The organism is Devosia sp. (assembly GCF_028290625.1).
Taxonomy (GTDB): Bacteria; Pseudomonadota; Alphaproteobacteria; order Rhizobiales; family Devosiaceae; genus Devosia.
The window spans coordinates 52,499-70,209 of record NZ_JAQGJM010000034.1; the positions used below are offsets into that span (position 1 = coordinate 52,499).

At 64.5% G+C, this 17,711-nt stretch carries 22 protein-coding genes; all 22 read right to left on the reverse strand.

All coding sequences use genetic code 11. The annotated features are described in order from the left end of the window. Nucleotides 1-89 precede the first annotated feature (89 nt). Nucleotides 90-566, reverse strand: a complete 477-nt coding sequence (locus JWR51_RS18330) for a hypothetical protein (RefSeq protein WP_299750809.1) — start codon at nucleotides 564-566, stop codon at nucleotides 90-92. Between the two features lie 74 nt (nucleotides 567-640). Beyond that, nucleotides 641-2,008: a HAMP domain-containing sensor histidine kinase gene (locus tag JWR51_RS18335; RefSeq protein ID WP_299750812.1), complete on the reverse strand. Its 1,368-nt coding sequence runs from the start codon at nucleotides 2,006-2,008 to the stop codon at nucleotides 641-643. Between the two features lie 174 nt (nucleotides 2,009-2,182). Then, on the reverse strand, nucleotides 2,183-2,842 hold the full coding sequence (locus JWR51_RS18340) for a response regulator transcription factor (RefSeq protein ID WP_299750815.1): 660 nt from the start codon (nucleotides 2,840-2,842) through the stop codon (nucleotides 2,183-2,185). Between the two features lie 28 nt (nucleotides 2,843-2,870). Then, nucleotides 2,871-3,158 (reverse strand): hypothetical protein, encoded by a 288-nt coding sequence (locus tag JWR51_RS18345; protein WP_299750818.1) that lies wholly within the window; start codon nucleotides 3,156-3,158, stop codon nucleotides 2,871-2,873. A 178-nt stretch (nucleotides 3,159-3,336) separates the two neighbouring features. After that, complete coding sequence (locus JWR51_RS18350) at nucleotides 3,337-4,104, reverse strand: glycosyl hydrolase 108 family protein (protein WP_299750821.1); 768 nt, start codon at nucleotides 4,102-4,104, stop codon at nucleotides 3,337-3,339. Beyond that, on the reverse strand, nucleotides 4,097-7,825 hold the full coding sequence (locus JWR51_RS18355) for a glycoside hydrolase/phage tail family protein (protein WP_299750824.1): 3,729 nt from the start codon (nucleotides 7,823-7,825) through the stop codon (nucleotides 4,097-4,099). The genes JWR51_RS18350 and JWR51_RS18355 overlap by 8 nt, the downstream gene beginning before the upstream one ends. 22 nt (nucleotides 7,826-7,847) lie before the next feature. Next, nucleotides 7,848-8,273 (reverse strand): NlpC/P60 family protein, encoded by a 426-nt coding sequence (locus JWR51_RS18360; RefSeq protein ID WP_299750826.1) that lies wholly within the window; start codon nucleotides 8,271-8,273, stop codon nucleotides 7,848-7,850. Continuing rightward, the gene (locus tag JWR51_RS18365) at nucleotides 8,270-9,160 is read right to left on the reverse strand and encodes a DUF2163 domain-containing protein (protein ID WP_299750829.1); all 891 of its coding nucleotides are present in this window, start codon (nucleotides 9,158-9,160) and stop codon (nucleotides 8,270-8,272) included. Before JWR51_RS18365 ends, JWR51_RS18360 begins: the two co-directional genes overlap by 4 nt. Then, nucleotides 9,157-9,777, reverse strand: a complete 621-nt coding sequence (locus tag JWR51_RS18370; protein WP_299750832.1) for a DUF2460 domain-containing protein — start codon at nucleotides 9,775-9,777, stop codon at nucleotides 9,157-9,159. Before JWR51_RS18370 ends, JWR51_RS18365 begins: the two co-directional genes overlap by 4 nt. Nucleotides 9,778-9,959: 182 nt before the next feature. Continuing rightward, the gene (locus JWR51_RS18375) at nucleotides 9,960-10,490 is read right to left on the reverse strand and encodes a phage tail tape measure protein (RefSeq protein ID WP_299750835.1); all 531 of its coding nucleotides are present in this window, start codon (nucleotides 10,488-10,490) and stop codon (nucleotides 9,960-9,962) included. Further along, on the reverse strand, nucleotides 10,487-10,678 hold the full coding sequence (locus JWR51_RS18380) for a rcc01693 family protein (RefSeq protein WP_299750838.1): 192 nt from the start codon (nucleotides 10,676-10,678) through the stop codon (nucleotides 10,487-10,489). The genes JWR51_RS18375 and JWR51_RS18380 overlap by 4 nt, the downstream gene beginning before the upstream one ends. Continuing rightward, nucleotides 10,675-10,989, reverse strand: coding sequence for a gene transfer agent family protein (locus tag JWR51_RS18385; RefSeq protein ID WP_299750841.1), 315 nt, complete (start codon nucleotides 10,987-10,989; stop codon nucleotides 10,675-10,677). Before JWR51_RS18385 ends, JWR51_RS18380 begins: the two co-directional genes overlap by 4 nt. A gap of 167 nt (nucleotides 10,990-11,156) precedes the next feature. After that, nucleotides 11,157-11,570, reverse strand: a complete 414-nt coding sequence (locus tag JWR51_RS18390; RefSeq protein WP_299750845.1) for a phage major tail protein, TP901-1 family — start codon at nucleotides 11,568-11,570, stop codon at nucleotides 11,157-11,159. A 181-nt stretch (nucleotides 11,571-11,751) separates the two neighbouring features. Then, a complete protein-coding gene (locus tag JWR51_RS18395) occupies nucleotides 11,752-12,147 on the reverse strand; it encodes a DUF3168 domain-containing protein (protein WP_299750848.1) in 396 nt (131 codons plus the stop codon). Nucleotides 12,148-12,150: 3 nt separating this feature from the next. Next, nucleotides 12,151-12,492 carry a phage head closure protein gene (locus JWR51_RS18400; RefSeq protein ID WP_299750851.1) on the reverse strand — a complete coding sequence of 114 codons (342 nt, stop codon included), beginning with the start codon at nucleotides 12,490-12,492 and terminating at the stop codon, nucleotides 12,151-12,153. Beyond that, on the reverse strand, nucleotides 12,489-13,055 hold the full coding sequence (locus JWR51_RS18405) for a phage head-tail connector protein (RefSeq protein WP_299750854.1): 567 nt from the start codon (nucleotides 13,053-13,055) through the stop codon (nucleotides 12,489-12,491). Before JWR51_RS18405 ends, JWR51_RS18400 begins: the two co-directional genes overlap by 4 nt. Before the next feature lie 308 nt (nucleotides 13,056-13,363). Next, nucleotides 13,364-14,581, reverse strand: a complete 1,218-nt coding sequence (locus JWR51_RS18410; RefSeq protein ID WP_299750857.1) for a phage major capsid protein — start codon at nucleotides 14,579-14,581, stop codon at nucleotides 13,364-13,366. A gap of 10 nt (nucleotides 14,582-14,591) precedes the next feature. After that, on the reverse strand, nucleotides 14,592-15,080 hold the full coding sequence (locus JWR51_RS18415) for an HK97 family phage prohead protease (RefSeq protein ID WP_299750860.1): 489 nt from the start codon (nucleotides 15,078-15,080) through the stop codon (nucleotides 14,592-14,594). Beyond that, nucleotides 15,080-15,208, reverse strand: a complete 129-nt coding sequence (locus tag JWR51_RS18420; RefSeq protein WP_299750863.1) for a hypothetical protein — start codon at nucleotides 15,206-15,208, stop codon at nucleotides 15,080-15,082. Before JWR51_RS18420 ends, JWR51_RS18415 begins: the two co-directional genes overlap by 1 nt. A gap of 3 nt (nucleotides 15,209-15,211) precedes the next feature. After that, a complete protein-coding gene (locus tag JWR51_RS18425) occupies nucleotides 15,212-15,400 on the reverse strand; it encodes a hypothetical protein (protein WP_299750866.1) in 189 nt (62 codons plus the stop codon). 88 nt (nucleotides 15,401-15,488) lie between these two features. Beyond that, nucleotides 15,489-16,139 carry a hypothetical protein gene (locus tag JWR51_RS18430; RefSeq protein ID WP_299750869.1) on the reverse strand — a complete coding sequence of 217 codons (651 nt, stop codon included), beginning with the start codon at nucleotides 16,137-16,139 and terminating at the stop codon, nucleotides 15,489-15,491. Nucleotides 16,140-16,545: 406 nt separating this feature from the next. After that, on the reverse strand, nucleotides 16,546-17,706 hold the full coding sequence (locus tag JWR51_RS18435) for a phage portal protein (RefSeq protein WP_299750871.1): 1,161 nt from the start codon (nucleotides 17,704-17,706) through the stop codon (nucleotides 16,546-16,548). Nucleotides 17,707-17,711: the final 5 nt, after the last annotated feature.

Genomic DNA, 17,711 nt, shown 5'->3' on the forward strand with positions numbered 1-17,711 from the left:
GAAATAGACGGGGTTAGGAAAAAGAGGTCCCAAACCCTACCCCGCCGAAGTAAACAATGTTTGAGCTTTGGCCTCTCGATTGTTACCGATCAGGCGGCGCCCTGCACCACCGTCCAGTTGTTGCCGCTCTCGCGGCAGGCAGTGCCCTTCTTGACGTATTCCGCGCCACCGATCTTGACGGTGTGGGTGAAGTCGCGGCAGTCGAGATTGTTGACACGCACGTAGGGGCCGACGCCGACAGTGCCGGTCGAACCCTTGTCGCCCGACCACTGGCGTGGCGCGCCCGGACGGCCGAACTGCAGCGCATAGAACTGCGCGCTATTGGCTTCCGCCGAATCCTTGGCTGTCATCAGTGCCAGTGCTGCCGGATCGACAAAGCCGTTGGCGATGCTGGTCGCGGCCAGCGCCACCTGGGTTGTCTGCGCCGGGCTGGGCCCAACGGGGGCGATGAACGTTGGCGCGGCAACCGCCACGGGCGCCTGCGCTACCTGGGTCGAGCCGGTGCTGGCACAGGCGGCCAGGGTCAAGGCGAGCAATGGGGTAGCGAAGCGGAGGGCAAGGGTCATATCTGGGTCTCTGAAGCGTCTAGGCTTGATGTTTTCGCAATAAGGCGAAAGTGCGTCGGTTGGTTCCAGTTGTTTCAGCTCTTGGTCATCCCGGTGAGCCTGGAAGTGGGCAGACGCAGTTCCACCAGCAGGCCGCCAAGCGCCGAACGCGTGAGTTGCAGGCTGCCACCATACACATCTACCAGTTCCTTGACGATATCGAGCCCAAGTCCGCTTCCGGGCGTTTTCTCGTCCAGCCTGACACCGCGGCGCAACACTTTCTGCGCGTCTTCCTCGGAAAGCCCGGGCCCATTATCATCGATCCGGATCAGCAGCATCACGCCGGTATCGCCGCGTTCGGCCGACAAGCGCACCCCCACCTGCCCCTTGGACCATTTACAGGCATTGTCGAGCAGATTGCCCGCCATTTCCTCAAGATCGGCCTCGTCCCCCCGGAACCAGGGCAGCGACGCGTCGGGGCGCTGGAATGCCACCGTCACATCGGGATGAATCTTGCGCATCACCCGCGTCAGCCGCAACATGATCATGGTGCTGTCGGCTTTCTTGCCGACCACCGAGGTGCGCGCCGCCAGCCGGGCCCGCTCCAGGTAGGTCGACACCATGGTGCTCATCTTCTCGGTCTCGGCCGCCACCACGTCCGCGAGCGCACCTTTCTTGGCGGCGGCTTCGTTACGCAGCACGGCTATCGGGGTTTTGAGCCCGTGGGCCAGATTGCCGACCTGGCTTTTGGCCCGCTCGATGATCTGCGCATTGGAGCGCAGAAGTTCGTTGACCTCCTCGGCAAGCGGCGCGATTTCGTTGGGATAGGTGCCGTCCACCGCCACTGCGTCGCCCTCGCGCACCCGCTCGATGGCCTTGCGCAGCCGCGAGATTGGCCGCATGGCGATACGCGCTACGATCACGCTCATGATCGCTAGCATCGCCCCCACCGCGCCCAGCACGATGAAGGTCTGTCCGCGGAAATCGTCAACCAGCTTGAGCACTTCGCTCAGGCTGCCCGTCACCACGATTTCGTATGTTTTAGCCCCGATGGTTACTGCCCGCTCGACCACGCGGATGCGGGTGCCAAAGGCATCGTCCACCACACCGGTGCGCATGCCTGAGGCGTCGGCCAGCCCCTCGATCGCCGGCAGCACGATGCCGACCACCGAGGTGGAGAGATTGTAGAGCTGGCCATCCGCATCCCTGATGGTCCAGTACCAGCCCGACCGCGGCCGGTCGAAGCGCGGATCGGTCAGTGCAATGGCCTGGCTAAGCGGATCGCCGCTTTCCAGCAGGTCGCCCGCCAGGCTCTCGACGTGAAATTCCAGCGTCTCGGACAGACTGGTGTCGAGCGCGCGCGAATAGAGGTCGGTCAGCAAAAAGCCCGTCGCCACCAGCGCTACGATCAGCCAGCCCGCCGACAGCCAGAACAGCGACGCCGCGATCGAACCCTTTCTCACGCTTCACCTCTCCCTTTGGGGGAGAGGTCGGCGCGCAGCGCCGGGTGAGGGGGCCTTTGCTGGGTGAGGTGTCCGGGGAAGGCCCCCTCACCCGACCCAAGAGGGTCGACCTCTCCCCCAAAGGGAGAGGTGCCGATGTGCCACCGTCCGGGCAAATGCACCTGCCCCATGGGCTTAATCCTCGGCGATCTGGTAACCCAGTCCACGCACCGTCTGGATGCAATCCTCCGGCAGCTTCTTGCGCAGGCGACCGACAAACACTTCGATCGTATTGCTGTCGCGGTCGAAATCCTGGTCGTAGAGATGCTCGGTCAGTTCGGTGCGCGAGATGACCTTGCCCTTGTGGTGCATCAGATAGCTGAGCAGCCGCAATTCGTGGCTGGTCAGCTTCACCGATTGCCCGTCCACCGTGACCTTGCCCGAACGGGCATCGAGCCGGACGGCGCCGGCCACGATCTCATTGGAGGCAAGCCCGGCCGCACGACGCACCAAAGCGCGGATACGGGCCAGGATTTCTTCCATATGGAATGGCTTGGCGACATAGTCGTCGGCGCCGGCGTCGATGCCCTGCACCTTGTCGCTCCAGCGATCGCGCGCCGTGAGCAGCAGCACCGGCGTGGTCTTGCCCGCCCGGCGCCATTCTTCGAGCACCGAAAGCCCGTCCATCTGCGGTAGCCCGATATCGAGCACGATCGCATCATAGGGTTCGGTGTCACCGAGGAAGTGTCCTTCCTCGCCATCGAAGGCGACGTCGACCGCATAACCGGCCTCTGTCAGCGCTTCCTTGAGCTGTCGGTTCAGATTGGTATCGTCTTCAACGACCAGAATGCGCATTGTTTGCCCCCGTAACCCATGCCAGCTTTTATTGAGCGTCAAGCACCAGGTTCTGTGCTTGTCCATCCTGGAAGATGCCCACGATATAAACGAGGCGACCGCCCTCGTCACAGACCTGACGATTGAGAATTTTGACGCTGTCGTCGATGCCTGCCTCGGCCAATACTTGGTCGAACGACTTGATTTCTCCCGACTCGGCAGCCTTTTGGGCGTCGAGCGGAGACAGGCACGCAGCCTGCGCGGTGCCGATTGTCGTCGCCGCAAGGACGAGACAAAGCACCAGCGACGCAAGAATTTTCTGGGTCAGGGTTTTCATGTTTGCAACTTAGGACGATGTTGCTGAATGGGACATGAATACGACAAGATCTTCATGAGCTTCAAAATTTCGCCTCTTTCAGGAAACGGCCACGCCGGTTCCCAACGCCGCTGCGGGCGACCCGTTGCCACGATAAGCAATATCGGGTCACCCACATCTACGCCGCTGGCGGCAGCGGTCAAGCGTTGCCGATATCGCCCTTGAGCCCCTTGCGCAAAAAGATCACCGCCAGCGCCTCCATGATCAGGTGTCCGGCCGAGCCGCCATCGAGCGTCGGCAGGTCGATGCCCAGCACTTGGGCTAGGCCCGCAATCAGCATGAAGGCGGCGACGATATAGGTCTTGTAGCCCGACAATGCAGCCATGGTGTCACTCCAGTTTGGTGATTGAACAGTGGTCGAAGATTGGGTTCCCGCGGCCGCCAGTGCGGCCTTGCGAATGGCCGCCACGCGGGCCGTCCAGCCCTTGCCGAAGACCGCGAAGGTCGCCAGCCGGGTGAGGAAATCGAGGCGTTTGCCGCAGAGCGCATCGATCAGCCCCGCCGCTCCGCGCAGCGCGATCTCGGTCTTGATCGCGCCCAGCGTCAGCGGCCCGACCTGCCCGTCTGCCACGACCTTGAGCTGCCCTTGCAGTGTCTTGATCGCCCGGTCCGGGCCCGAATTGACCGCAAAATCGAATAGCGCCAGATCGAGCCCCGGCGGCAACTTCCCGGCATTGCTGCGATCCCAATAGCCGCCCCTGTAAATCTGGGCCGCCTCGGCGCGATCGAGGCTCTGCACCTCGCTCTTGGCCAAACCCCACCACGGCGTAACCGCCCGCCAGCGTGCCAGCGTCTTGCGGGTGATCCCCAAATTGGTGGCGCCGCCCGGATCGCTGGGATGATCGACATAGCCGCCTTCGAATTGCAGCACCTGATCGAGGCAGATATCGAACCGCGTCCTAGCCATTGAATTGTCCCCTGCCGCTATGGCCCGCCCCGAATACCGGGCTGATCTGCTGAACCGTGAATTGGAATGCCGAGGCCGGCCCGCCGAAATCGCTGACCTGATCGGCCGCCGCGTAGGTCCCTGCCGGAGTGCTGCGTTCAAAGCTGCGCAGCAGCGTCAGCCCATCGAAGATGCTGACCGCATAACGCTCCGGCATATGTTCGAGCGGCGCATCGCCCGCCCCCCAGCCATCGCCATCGGCCCGGCTGCAACGGGTCCAGCTCAGCGCAATATCGCCCCCTGCCCGCTTGGCTCGAAGGTGCACTGGCGCTAGCGGCAAAACCGGCGCCAGGGCGAAATCCGCCGTGAAGCCGGTTCCCTTCAGATCATCGCTTCCCGCATAGGCAATGAGGCTCGCTTCAGTCCCCAGCCATTGCGCGCTCACTGGCAACACGCCGACCCGCGAATCCAGCAGAAACACGGGAGCTCCATCCGCCACTGTTCCGATCGCCGGAACTGTCCCGGCCTGTCCGCGCAAAAGCCGGCTCAATCGATACGTCGCGGGCGCAATCAGCTCCGCCTGCGCAAAACCGATGACCTCCCAATCCCCGCCGATCGTCTGCCCCGCAATACGATTGCCCCCCGCCAGCACCGCAAATTCATCCAGCGCCGCCAGATGCCCTGCGTAAAGCTTGACCGTCAGAGCTGCCGCCCGGTCCCAAAGTCCGGCTGGTCCGGCCGCCAATCCGCCCACGGTTTCGCCCATCACAGCGCGCCGCCCCAATCGCGCGAGGCTCGCCCCATTGCCATCGGCAATCGCGACCACGCCCGGCCAAGGCTGCGCATGCGCCGCCAGCACCAGCCGCGTCCGCCCTGCATCCTCCGGCACCGGCGGCAGATGCGCCGCTACCACGACCGGCCGCGATTGCGTGAAGCTGCTCGCCCCGCCCGTCCTCGCCCCATCGACCGCCACTGCGATCGGCACCGGTGCGACCAACGTTCGCGCCGTCACCCGCCGCACCGCGCCGTCGCGGATTTCCGTGACCTCGAATGGTCCTTCGGCGATGCCGAGATCGATGACATCCCCCGGCTCCACCGCCAAGGCGCTCGGCGGCAAGCTGAATTCCACGCTCTCGCGCTGCCCACTTTCCGCCAATAGCCCCTGCTCCGCCGCGATCCGTGCGCCGCCCAGGTCGAGCACCAGCGGCAAAGCCTTGCTCCCGACCGGTCCAGCACCACGCAGCGCCGTAACCGTGCCGACCTGGTAATCGCGCTCGCGGTCAACAAAGGTCAGCGCCAGCCGTCCTACGGCTTCCGCAGGATCGGCCCGCCGCCGCGACAGTACCGCGCCATCCTCACGCACCAGATCATCCGCACCGACCGCGACCTGCGCCGCCCGCCGCGCCTGCCCCAGCCGCAGTCCCGTAGCCGACGCCCGCAGGCTCAATCCACTCGCCGCGATCAACGGTTCCAGCGCATCGCGCCCTGTCGCGGTCTGATCCAGCACAAAGCCATGCACCAGCGGCAGCGCCGGCTCGCCCACCAGCGTCACGCCATGCTCGGCCGCCACGGCCGCGGCCATTTCGCCACTGCTCATTGCCCCAAGTCGCCCAGTCAGCCAGTGGCCGGTGCGGTGATTGGGCCCATCCGCCCACACATCGGTCTGCGCCGGAAACGCCGGAAATGGTCGCGCATCCCAGGTCCAGTGATAGATCCGGCTGACATCGACCATGCCGGCCGGATTGTTCGCCGGATTGCGCCAGTGCTGCTGATGCGCCCGCAAAAACTGCCGCTGGATGAGCGGATCGCTCATGCCGCTGGAGAAATACGGCCGCCCGCTCTCGGCGCTCTTGTCATCGCCAAAAATATTGGGCTGGTTGGCCCCCTTATCGACCGCGCCGCAGCCCAGCTCAGTCAGCCAAATTGGCTTCCCACCCGGCACCCAGGCCGTCGGAACGGCGGCGCGCACACCGCTCGGCCGGTTATAGTGGTAGTGGCTCCACCAGCCCCGAATGTCCTTGACGCGATAGACAAACGGCTCGCCATAAGCTCCATCGCTGATGACACTACGCGTCCCGGCCTGCCGGTCGGCATCGCTGGCATAATACCAGTCGAACCCCTCACCACCGGCGATATTGCCCGCCAGGTAATCCAGCTCATATCCGGTTGCTGCAAGCGCGGCATCGGTATGGCCCGAACCATCCCGCCAATCCGCCAGCGGCATGTAATTGTCGATACCCACCGCATCGATATTGGCGGACGCCCATAGCGGATCGAGATGGAAAAACTTCTCCCCGCTCGGCTGGTAGCCCGAATATTCGCTCCAATCGGCCGCGTAGCTGATCTTGGTGCCACCGCCCACAATCGCCCGTACATCGGCCGCCAGCGTCACCAGTGCATCGACGAACGGAAAGCTATTCGCCGCGCCGCGTACCGTGCTCAACCCGACCATTTCCGAGCCGATCAGGATCGCATCGACCCCGCCGGCATCCTGCGCCAATTGCGCATAGTGCAGCATCATCGTCCGGTAACCGGCCGCCACGAAGCTGGCCACCTGCACCGCCGCCGCGCCGCTCTTGTCCGGCGATCCCGCCCGCCCCGGCGCCGGATCGCAGGTGATCCGCCCACGCCACGGATAGGCCGCCTGCCCGCTCGTCCCCGAATACGGGTTCGGCAAGCCATTGCCGCTTGGCACATCCATCAGCACCATCGGATAGAGCGTCACCGCGATGCCGCGCGCCCGCAAATCCGCGATCGCCGCCCGCACCGCCGCATCGGACGGCGTGCCGCCATAAGCCGGACCGCCGCCATGGCTGCTCACCACTGGCACGTCGCCGCGCCCCAGCCCCGCCACGCTCCAGCTCACGCCCTCGACCGTCCGGCTGGCGCTTTCCAACCGCGGCCCAACCGTGCAATGCCCACACCGCAAGTCATTGCCGAACCAGGCCACCACCAGCGCCACGCGCTCCAGGTTCGGGCACAGCGCTGTCAGCTCGTCGATCGACCAGCTCCAGTCGCTGACGCCCTTGGCCACATGCGTATTCTCTCCGACGGTTTCCCCCCGGCCCACTAGCCGCACACGCGGCACCGGGTCATAACCGAACTCCGTCGCCCCCGGGATCACCGTCACCGCGCGAATAGCCGGCTCCAAATCCCCCACCACCCGGCACAATTCCACGCTCAATTGCGGAATGCGGTTGCCGAACTTGCTCAGCGGCAATTGCTCGACCACGAGGTAACAAAGCCCCCGATAGGTCGGCGCCACGCCCTGCGTCGCCTCAATCAGCCCATCAGGCAACTGGGTCTCGGTGCCGCGATAAAACCGCAGCGTCAGCCCATTGGTCTCCAGCAATTGCCCATCGGCCCAGATCCGTCCCAGCCGATGCACCTCGCCCTCGCAAAACGCCACGGCAAAGCTGGCGCCGACCTCGTCCTCGGTCTCCTCCTGGCCCATGCCCTTGGCGCCGGCATTCTCGACGCTCAGCATTTCCAGCTCGCGCGCCCAGATGATATTACCGCTCAGCCGGCTCCAGCCATACAGTCGCGGCACGGCCCCGCCCTCCGACGAGCCCTGCAACCGCACATCGCTGACCGTCGCCGCCGGCTTGTCCTCGCCAAACAGCATGCCGTCGATAGCGCTGCCCGCCAGCGCGCCCAGCGCCCGGCCAATAGTCGCGCCAATGGGCCCGCCCACCAGCCCGCCAACGAAATTGCCAGCCAGCGAAAGCGCAAGCGTTGCCATAAGTGATCCTTGTTCTGAAAAGCTAGAGAACGGCCGGAAAAACGAAACGCCCGCTGATCCGCCGCGCCCAGGCTTCGCTCAGTGCCGCCTCGACCACACCGAGCCGCTCCTGCGCATGGATGAACCGCTCAGCCGAAGCCAAAATCCCGCAATGCTTGGCCTCGGCCATGCCATTGAGCCGAAACAGCAGCACCTGCCCCGCCGCCAACTCACCGCTCACGGGCAGCAAAAACCGCTCTGCCGCCGCCAGCAGCGCCCCGGCATGCGCCGGATCGCGCATATCGGCCCGATACGGCGGCACCACCATCGGCTCATCGCCATAAAGCGTCCGCCACACTCCGCGCAGCAGCCCCAAGCAATCGCACCCCGCCCCCCGCGTCGCCGCCTGATGCCGATAGGGCGTGCCCAGCCAAAGCCGCGCTGCCGCGACCACCAGGTCGGGGCTCATTTCACCACCGCCCGACCATCCAGCGCATCGCCCGCCCGCGGATGCCGCAGCACGAAATCGCTGCCCGGAATATGCGGAAAGCCGCGAAAATTGACCGCGTTGCCGAACCGGGTCTTGCAGGTGCTAAACCGCCGGTCGCACCCCGTCGTCACCGCCAGCGTATCGCCCACCTCGACCCACTCACCCACCACGACGCCAAATGCCAGAACATCGACCCCGCCATTGCGCGCGTGCCCGATCACCCCGTCGCGCAACCCCTCGCGCCGACCCGCGCTCCACACTGCCGACCCGAACGCGAACCACCCGGCATCGAACCCCGCCAGCCCGCTGACCCGCAACCGGTACGCGTCCTCGACCGCCTCCACCGTCGCCACCCCGCGAAACGCAGCACTGGCGGCGTTGACACCGCAGCGCGCATCCCCCAGCTCAGCGTCGCACAGCCCCTGATAGATCCGGCCATGCCGCGCATTCAGCCCCTGCTGGCTCGAACGCAGTTCGGCCCGAAACACCCCATCCTCGCGCACGATCTCGCCGATGCTATCGCGCCGCAGCAGCAGCCGCTGACTCACATCCGCCCAGTTCACCCGCCAGCTCTCGACCTCCGCCCCGTCGTACCGCCCGAGCAGAATATCGTCCTCGGCAATAGCATCAGCATGCAGCACGCCCAGCACCTGGCTGGTGTCCACCTGCCCGCCCAGCTTGGCCGGCGCCTCCGCCCCATCCAACCCATGTGCCGGCACGAAGTCGGTGCCATCGAAGCTCAGCGTCCCGTCATGGTCGGTGAACCCCAGCACCACGCTATCGCTCCGAGTGATCCGCCAGCAATTGGCCAGCGTCGTCTCCCCGCCGGCGATATGCGCCGCGAACCCCGTCTCCAGCGTCCTCATGACAAAATCTCCACCAGCGGAATGCTCGGGGCCTCCGCCGCGTCAAAACTGGTCAGCTCGATATCAAGCCTGTCGGTGTCGAACCGCACCGGCACATCGAACAGAAAGCCCGCCGTCACCGCCGCCCCATTGGCCGGCGCTACCGAGAACCCGACGATCCCAGTGGCCACATCCACGGTCCACCCGCTCAACACCTCGCTACCCGCGACCGCCACCCGCACCGATCCCGCCGCCGGCCGCGTAATCGGCCGCAAATAGGGATCAAAACTCGCCCCATACGTCTTGCTGAGCTGAAAACTGGTCCGGCTACCGTCCCCCGTCCCGATCCGCTGATCGTTCGGCCCCTGCACCGCGCCACCCGAGGAATAATCCAGCCCGTCGCGCCACAAAAACCCATGCAGCCGCCCGCGCCTTTCCTCAAAAAACGCCAGAACCGCCTGCATATCCGCCCGCGATTTGACGCCATAACCGGCATTGTAGCGCCGACGCGAATGCCGCCACCGGCTATTGCGCTCCTCGGTCCCGCTCGCCAGCGTCACCACATCAGTCCTGCGCTCCGGCCCACCCCGCGCCCCCAGCGCAACGTCCAACGGAAAGCGCACAGCGTGAAAAGCCATGTGAGATGTCCTTACAAAGAGAGTGGAGCCCTCCCTCGCCCCTTGCGGGAGAGGGACAGCTTTTCCGCGTTCAGCGGGAAAGCAGGGTGAGGGGTTGTCTCCGCTCGGTGAGCGCCGAGCGATCGCTGCCCCTCATCCGCCCTTCGGGCACCTTCTCCCGCAAGGGGAGAAGGGAGACAGTGTCAGGAAGCCCGTGTGCCGCGCTTCACGGCCCTTAGCAGCATCGCGCTCAAATCCGCCTCGCTGCTCATAAAACTGCGCGCATCGCTGGCCGTCACATTGAACGTCACGTTGACCCCGCCACCGCCGCCGCTCACGCCGAGCCGGCCATCACTTCCCCGCTGCAGCGGCATGATCGCCTCCGGCCCAGCCTCGCCCGCCAGCCCCAGCCCGCCGCCCATCGGGAAATATCCCGGCGAGGCGATCACTCCTCCCTTGGCAAACGGCGTCACCGCCGGATTCATCCCTTTGAACAGGCTGTCCACGAACCCACCCGCCAGGTTTGCAAACGGTTGGATCGCTGCCTTGAGCGCGATATCCGCGAACGACTTGGCAATGTCGCCAAGCATGCTTTTCAGCGACTTTCCGTCGGTCAGCGCCCCGCGAAGGCCCTGGCTGCGAGCGCGCCACCCCGTCCGCCAGATTTTCGATCCGGCCCAATTCCAACCGCACATCGCCAAGCTCGTCGCGAAAACCGTCCGGAAACAGATCATCGGCCATCGGGAAATCTCTCCATCATCGTTTCCAGTGCGCTGCGTGCCGGCGCCTGCACTTGCTCGCCAGCGACCGCCCGGAACGCTGCCGCCAACTCGCGCGGCGTCAGCTGCCAAAATGCCTCCGAGGACAGGCGCAGCACCCCAAACCCGAACCGCATCGCCGCCTCCCAGGGAAACGGCGTCACGCCGTCTCTCCGAACGTCGCCTTCAGCAATTTTGCCGCGATCTCGGCCGCGCCCTTGAGCCCGCCCTCAATGCTCAGCCGCGCCAGGTCGTCATCGGTAATCGCATTGCCACCGCCGCGCAGTCCTGCGCCGAGGATCGCTGTCAGATCGCGTGCGGAGACCCGCCCGCCCGAAAACCGCTCTGCGAGTCCAACAAGATCCCCCGCCTGCAACCGCGCCTCCAGTTCCGCCAGCGCCCCCAGTGTCAGGCACAAAACTCTATGCTCGCCGCCGATCACCGCATCGACTTCGCCGCGTTGCGTATTCGCCATGGTGTTTCCCTTGGTATGTTTGACCACGCAGTTTCCACACCCACTGTCCTTCCCCCGGACTTGATCCGCGGGCCACTCTCAGCACGGCATGTGCGTTGGAAGGCCCGCGGATCAAGTCCGCGGGAAGGACCGGTGGATGGGAGAGTTGGGCGGAAAGATCGCCCGCCCTAAATCACCGAAAACGTCACTTCCCCAGCGCTCTCAAGCGCCAGGTCGAACGTCACTTCCCCCGCATGATCCGCCGAAAATTCCAGCGCCGTGATCTGAAACGGCCCCTGGACGACCCCGAAATCGGGAATAATCAACTGCCAACTCCGAATAGTTCCGGCAAAGAACAGCGTGCGGATCTGTGCATCCGACGCACCATCCTTGAAAATCCCCGACCCACTCACCGAGGCTTTCTTCACCCCGCCCCCTGCCAGCAACTCCCGCCAGCGCCCGGCGCTTTCCTGGTCGGTCGCGTCCACCGTCGAGGCATTGAACGCCAGCGCCCGCGTACGCAGCCCCGCCACCGTCAAAAAGCTGCCCGACCCGGTCTGGTCGAGCTTCAAAAGCATGTCCTTGCCGCTCTGGGCTGCCATGGGATGTGTCCTCGTGTTTGCTTGTGAAATCGGGGCTCACGCCACCCCCACCCAACCTCCCCCTGGGAGGGGGAGGAGTTGCATCGGCGTGCTAAACTGGATCGAGCCCCAAGAGTGGAGTGGCTCCTCCCCCTTGAGGGGGAGGCTGGGTGGGGGTGCCTTTGTGCGCTCGATGAGCGCCTTACCCAGTCTCGCTGAAAAACCGCAGCGTCACCGCCGCCCGCGCCTGCCCGCCCTCGATCGCCGTATCCGTGCGCACATGCTGGCGATGCGTCACCGCCAGCCCGGTCGCGCCAAACTCACCCAGCGCCACCGCCACCACCCGCTCGGCCACCGCCAACACCGCCTTGCGGCTGGCCTCGCCATGCCACACATGCAGCAAAACCCGATGATCATGCCCCGGCGCGCCGTCACCATCCCGCGCCAGCGCATCATGCCGCGCCACCACGATATAGGCCCCGCTCCGCCCCTTGGGCGGCGCATCGAACACCGCGCCGACGCCGATCAGCCCCACGAGGTCGGCGTCGGCATTCAGCGCGCCCACCAGCGCGCCCTGCAGCTCAACAATGGCGTGCATAGCCTACCCCGCAACACTGGTTTCCATGCAGGCGCAGCTCAAATAGGCTCGCCGCCCGTTGAGGTCAGCCGCAGTCACCACGTCGAGACTGCGCCCGCGATAAACCACGCGATCCCCCGGTCCCAGATCGGGCCGGAACCGCATCACTACGCTGTGGGAAATGCCCACCGCACGCCCGTCCGCCTGTTCGATTCTCCGCCCCGTCAGGCTGCGCACCCGCGCCCACACCGTTGCCATCGGCACATAGAGCGTAGTGTGCCCACCCTCGTCCTCGCCGGTCATTTCCTTGCGCCGGATTTGCACCCGGTCCGTCATCGTGCCGATCGGCGGAACACGCTCGCTCATAGCCGCGCCTGCCGATGCTTTGAAACCAGCAGGTCGAACCCCGTCGGCACCACCGATCCGGACCCCGCCACGATCACCGCATCGCGATGCTCGAACCAGTACGCCACCAGCACGAGAAGCGCCTGGCGGATATCGACCGGCACATCCTCGGGCTCGGTCCCGAACCCTGCCACATAGTCGATCTCCAACCCCTGCCTCTCGCGTAGGCTCGGCATTCCCGCCACATTGAGCGGCAGCAGCAGCCGATCCGGCTCGGCGAAAAACTGCGCCAGCCCGATTTCATGCGCGCCACCGCCATCATCATAGGCATTGATCTCGGTGAGGCTGATAAACGGCCCCACCGGCAGCCTGACCACCCTATTATCCGGCCATTGATCCATCACCACCCGCCAGCTCTGCGCCAGCAGCGCCCGCCCGGTGACACCCTCGACATGTAGCCGCGCCGCGCTGATCAGCGTGCTGATCAACCCATCCTCGGCTTCGTCCTCGACCTTGAGAAACCCTTTCGCCTCGACAAGCGAAACCGGCTCCTCCGCGGGCCCCGCGAGAAGGTATGACGTCATTGTTTTGATCCTTGTTGGATTTTGACGCTGAATTTTCAGTCGTCTCCCTCCCCCTTCGCGGGGAGGGATCAAGGGTGGGGGATGCTGGGGCCCCGATCTGACATCGTGGCTCCGAACACCCCCACCCAACCTCCCCCTGTCAGGGGGAGGAGTTCGCCTGGCATTCCTGACGTGCACCGCGCCGCGAAGAAAAGTCCGTCAGCCTGTGTCAGATGGAGCGGAGACGCGAGCACCGGAGCGGAGCGTACGTTCTGTGCGTGAGCACCGGAACACAGGGCCTTCGCTCCATCTGGCCAGGATCACGGACTTTACGAGGCGGCGAACTTCAGCAGTTTGATCGCGTCATAGTCGGCCACGCCACCACCCACACGCTTCGTGGTGTAGAAGAGCACATACGGCTTGCTGGAGAATGGATCGCGCAGCACGCTCACGCCCTGGCGGTCCACGATCAGATACCCGCGCTTGAAATCGCCGAACGCCACCGAGAGCGAACTTGCCCCAATATTCGGCATGTCCTCTGCCTCCACCAGGTCAAACCCCATGAACCGGGCCTTGCCATCCGCGCTCGCCGCCGGCTGCCACAGGTAATTACCGTCGGCATCCTTGAGCTTGCGCAGCGAGCCCTGCGTCTTGCGGTTCATCACCCAGTTGGCGTTCTGGCGGTAGCCGGCCTTGAGCGCATAGACCAGGTCGATCAGCACGTCGCTGGCGCTGGTCGTGGGCAGCGCACCCGACACGCCGGTGGCGATATAGCCGAGATTGCCCCAGCTCCAACTCGCTTCGGCCACCATGGTCGACGCCAGAAAGCCCTTCGGCTTGTTGGTGCCGTCACCGCTCACGAAGGCCGTGGTTTCCTGCGCCGCGAACGCCGCATTGACCTCGTCGGCAATCCACTGCCCGACGTCGACCGCCGCGTCGTCGAGAAAGGCCGTAGTCGCCGCCGGCATGGCATAGAGTTCCATGGTCGGATAGCTCAGTTCCGCCAGCGTCTGGCTGTCGGTGGTGGCGCGCGATGCCGTCTCGCCCACCCAGCCGGTCGCCGGGCCGGTCAGCGAAACGGCGCGCTTGTAGACCGAGCCGGACACCTGCCGCACCCCCGCAATGGCGCGGATCGGTGATACCGAAGTGAGCCTGCGGGTAATTTCGCTCTCGGTTTCCGCCGGCACCACATAGCCGCCATCGGCAGCGACGCCCACCGACAGCGCCTTCTCCTCGCCGCGCTTCACATAGGCCGAGAACGCGTCCTTATATTCGTCGCCCTGCGCCGACTTGCCGTCGAGCATGGGGCGGGCCTTGTCGGCCAGAGCGCGGTCCATCGCCGATTTCTGCCCGTCGAGCACAGCATTGAGCCGGTCGAGCTTGCCTTCCAGCAGGCCGTCGGCGCTACCGCGCTTTTCGATTTCGCCCAGGCGCTGGTCATTCGTGCGCTTGAACTCCTCGAAGGCGGTGGAGAATTCAGCGAACATGCCGGCGACATCGCCGCCGGTGCCTGCCTTGATTTCAAAACTGTCGTCGGTCCGGTCCATGAAAAATCCTTTAAGGGTTGCGGAGAACGGAAATCGCCGCCGCGATTGCGGCGCCGGTCGAATGGTCAGCCGAGGCCGCGATGCGCGCGTCCTCCAGCATGGGAAAAGTCACGATCGAGATTTCGAACAGGTCGATGGTCCAGAGCTTGCGATGCCCGCCTTGCTTGGTCGCCTTGACGGTGCGGAAGCCGATCGACAGCCCATCGATCGCACGGCTCTCGATCAGTTTCCGGATCGCATCGGCCCGCGGCACGCCCGGCACCAGCCGCCCGTTGACGAACAGCCCCTGGGCATCCTCGCCCAAGCTTTCCCAGATGCCGACCGGCTCCTTGGGATCGTGCTGGAACAGCAGCCGGATGCGCCCGCGCCGTTTAGCCAGGCTCGCGGAAAACGCCCCCGGCATCACCATGTCGCCACCGGCATCGAGTGTATTGAACAGGCTGGCATGGCCCGAAAACCGCCCATCGGCGTCGATGGGTATCCTGCCTGCCGCCACCATCAGCTTTTGCCCGGCTTGGTGGCCGCCGGCTTCACCCCGGCCTTGACGCTGGCCAGCGTGCCCGCCAAGTTCCAGGCAAATTGCCGGAACGTCTGCTGCGCGTTGTCCCGGTTCTGCTTGCTCGCCACAGGTCAATCTCCCTTTTTGAACAGCCGGTTAAGGCTGGAAATTTCGTGCACGAAATCGTTGAACCGCTTATTGGCCGCCGCCAGCTCCCGCAGCGTCCACACCAGCAGCGCGCTGGCTCCCGACGCCCACAAGAACAGCGCCAAATGCGCCAAGTCACCGCGTTCGATGACGGTTTTGGTTAGCTCGTCCATGATGGATCTCCACAAATGAAAACGGCCCCGGAAGGGGCCGCGTGTTGTTCCTCAAGCTCGCGCCAGTGTGGACGACGCGATGCCTCGGTCAGGTCCACCGTTCTCGTAATTTCACCAGGGTAGCAGCAGCTGCTTCGCCACGTCCGGACACGTGAGGCGTTCGCTGTTTCCGGGCAGCCATGGTCGCCAGAAAACTTGCCACATCTTCGAGCGCAGCTTGCCTGTCCAGCAGGTCAATCAGCACCGGCAGGTCGTCGTGATATTCGTCCCACGCTGGAGGATTATCTCGAGCGTGGATCGGATCCCATTGCTGTTGGAGGACCGTCTTGACGCCGTTAAGTTTATCTGCAGCTTTGACAATGAACTCCCTGCCTGGCAGGAGCCGTGCTTTGAAGAACTTTGGATATGTGAGCAACAGCTCAATCTCTGCCTTGCTTAAGATGCTATCCGGGTATTCCGGCCGTGCTGCAGACTTGAGATCGAGTCCAAGTGCGACGTCATGCATTTCCGCGGGGAGCGGAGCGATCGAGACGATTGTGACGTATCCACCATCAGCATAGACATGGGTCTTGCCATCAGGGTTGAACCTGAGCTTGACTTGGGTGGTCACGTGCCGCGCGGAGAAGCCGCGCAGGTCCGTTTTATAGACAAGCAGGAGTTTCTCTTGCCCACTCGCGCCTAGTCCAAAAATGACGTCACCCACGCGGACTGCATCAAGAACTTGGGTTATGGTCGGCATCAAAGCCTCACTTTTGCGTCTTGTCGTATCCCTGCAGCGTTAGTCGCTGCTCCTCATAGGGCAGACCTTGAATTCCCAGAAATTTCACAGCGCAATCCCGGCAAAGGCTCTTGCCAAAGATATTGTACATCCCTGTGGTACCATAGGTGCCGCCAAACTGGCGGCCACCGGAGAACCCCGTCACCAGCGCGGGCCCGCTAAATGCACCCGGTCCGTGACCTGTTGTCCGCCCGGCGGATTCAGCAGGTCGGCAATCCACTGCCCGCCGTCCGACGTACCTGCCGGTGCTCGCGGTTGGCTCTTGCGATAACGCCGCTCGAACGCCATTACGAACAAATCGAACTTAATTTCGACCGTGGCGAACTAGACGTCAGCGATCAGGGCGCGGAGACTGGCCGCGCCCTAGCTACGCGCTGATCCCCAGCATCGCCCGCTTCTCCGCGTCGCTCAGAAACTCCGCGCTGCCCACCCGGCTCCACAGCGCTGCGCGATCTTCGGCCAGCGCCTCGACCCCGTCGAAATTGGCCTTGATCACCGCGCCGCCGAAGGCCGGCGACAGCCAGTTGCTCATATCCTCGGCCACCCTCAGCACCAGCGGGATCAGCGTCTGCCGCCAGAGCGCGCGATTGGCTTCGGCCATATTGGCGTAGGTATTGTCGCCAGGTATCCCGAGCAGCATCGGCGGCACCCCAAACGCCAGCGCAATGTCCCGCGCTGCGGCATTCTTGGCCTCGATGAAATCCATGTCCCGGGGCGAAAGCGCGATGGTTTTCCAATCCAGCCCGCCCTCCAGCACCATGGGCCGGCCGGCGTTCGACGCCCCCGAAAAACCCTGTTCCAGCTCAGTCTTCAGCCGTTCGAACTGTTCGGCTGTGAGGTTCCCGCCCGCCACCGAATAGACCAGCGCTCCCGAAGGCCGCGCCGCGTTATCGAGCAGCGCCTTGTTCCATTGTCCGGCGGCATTGTGGATATCGAGGCTGGTCTGCGCCGCCTCCAGCGGCCCCATGCCATAGTGATCGTCGAGCGGATGAAACAGCGCCATATGCAGCACGTCGGGCACCGGCAAAGTGTCCTGCCGCAGCCGCATGGTCTTGCCGCCGGCGGTATAATCATAAGCCACTGGCCAGCCGTCGCCACCCGCCACCACTCGCATCCGGTCCGGCCGCAGGCAGAACAGCGCCTTGACCTCGCCATCAACCACGCCGGCCTGCAAATAAGCATTCCCCGCGGTCTGCAGATAGGCAAACACCGCCTCCAGCATTTCCCCGCCGGACTGTCGCCCATTGGGCCGCCCCAACAACGCCGCCAGCGGATGCTCATCCACCCGCCGCCCGTTCTCCTCGATCACCAGCGGCACCCGATTGGCCGCCTCGGCGATCAACCGGACACAGCGATACACTACCGGATTTTTTGCAAACCCCTGGTTCACGAGGCTCGCAAACCCCCGATTGCTCCAGGTCGCCGCGCCGAGCTGGCTAAGGCTGAGCACCGAATGCCCGGCAAAATCCTTGCGTTCGGCAGGCGTGTTGTCGCGCCCGCCCGTCAGGCGGTTGAACCAGTTCGGCATATTTT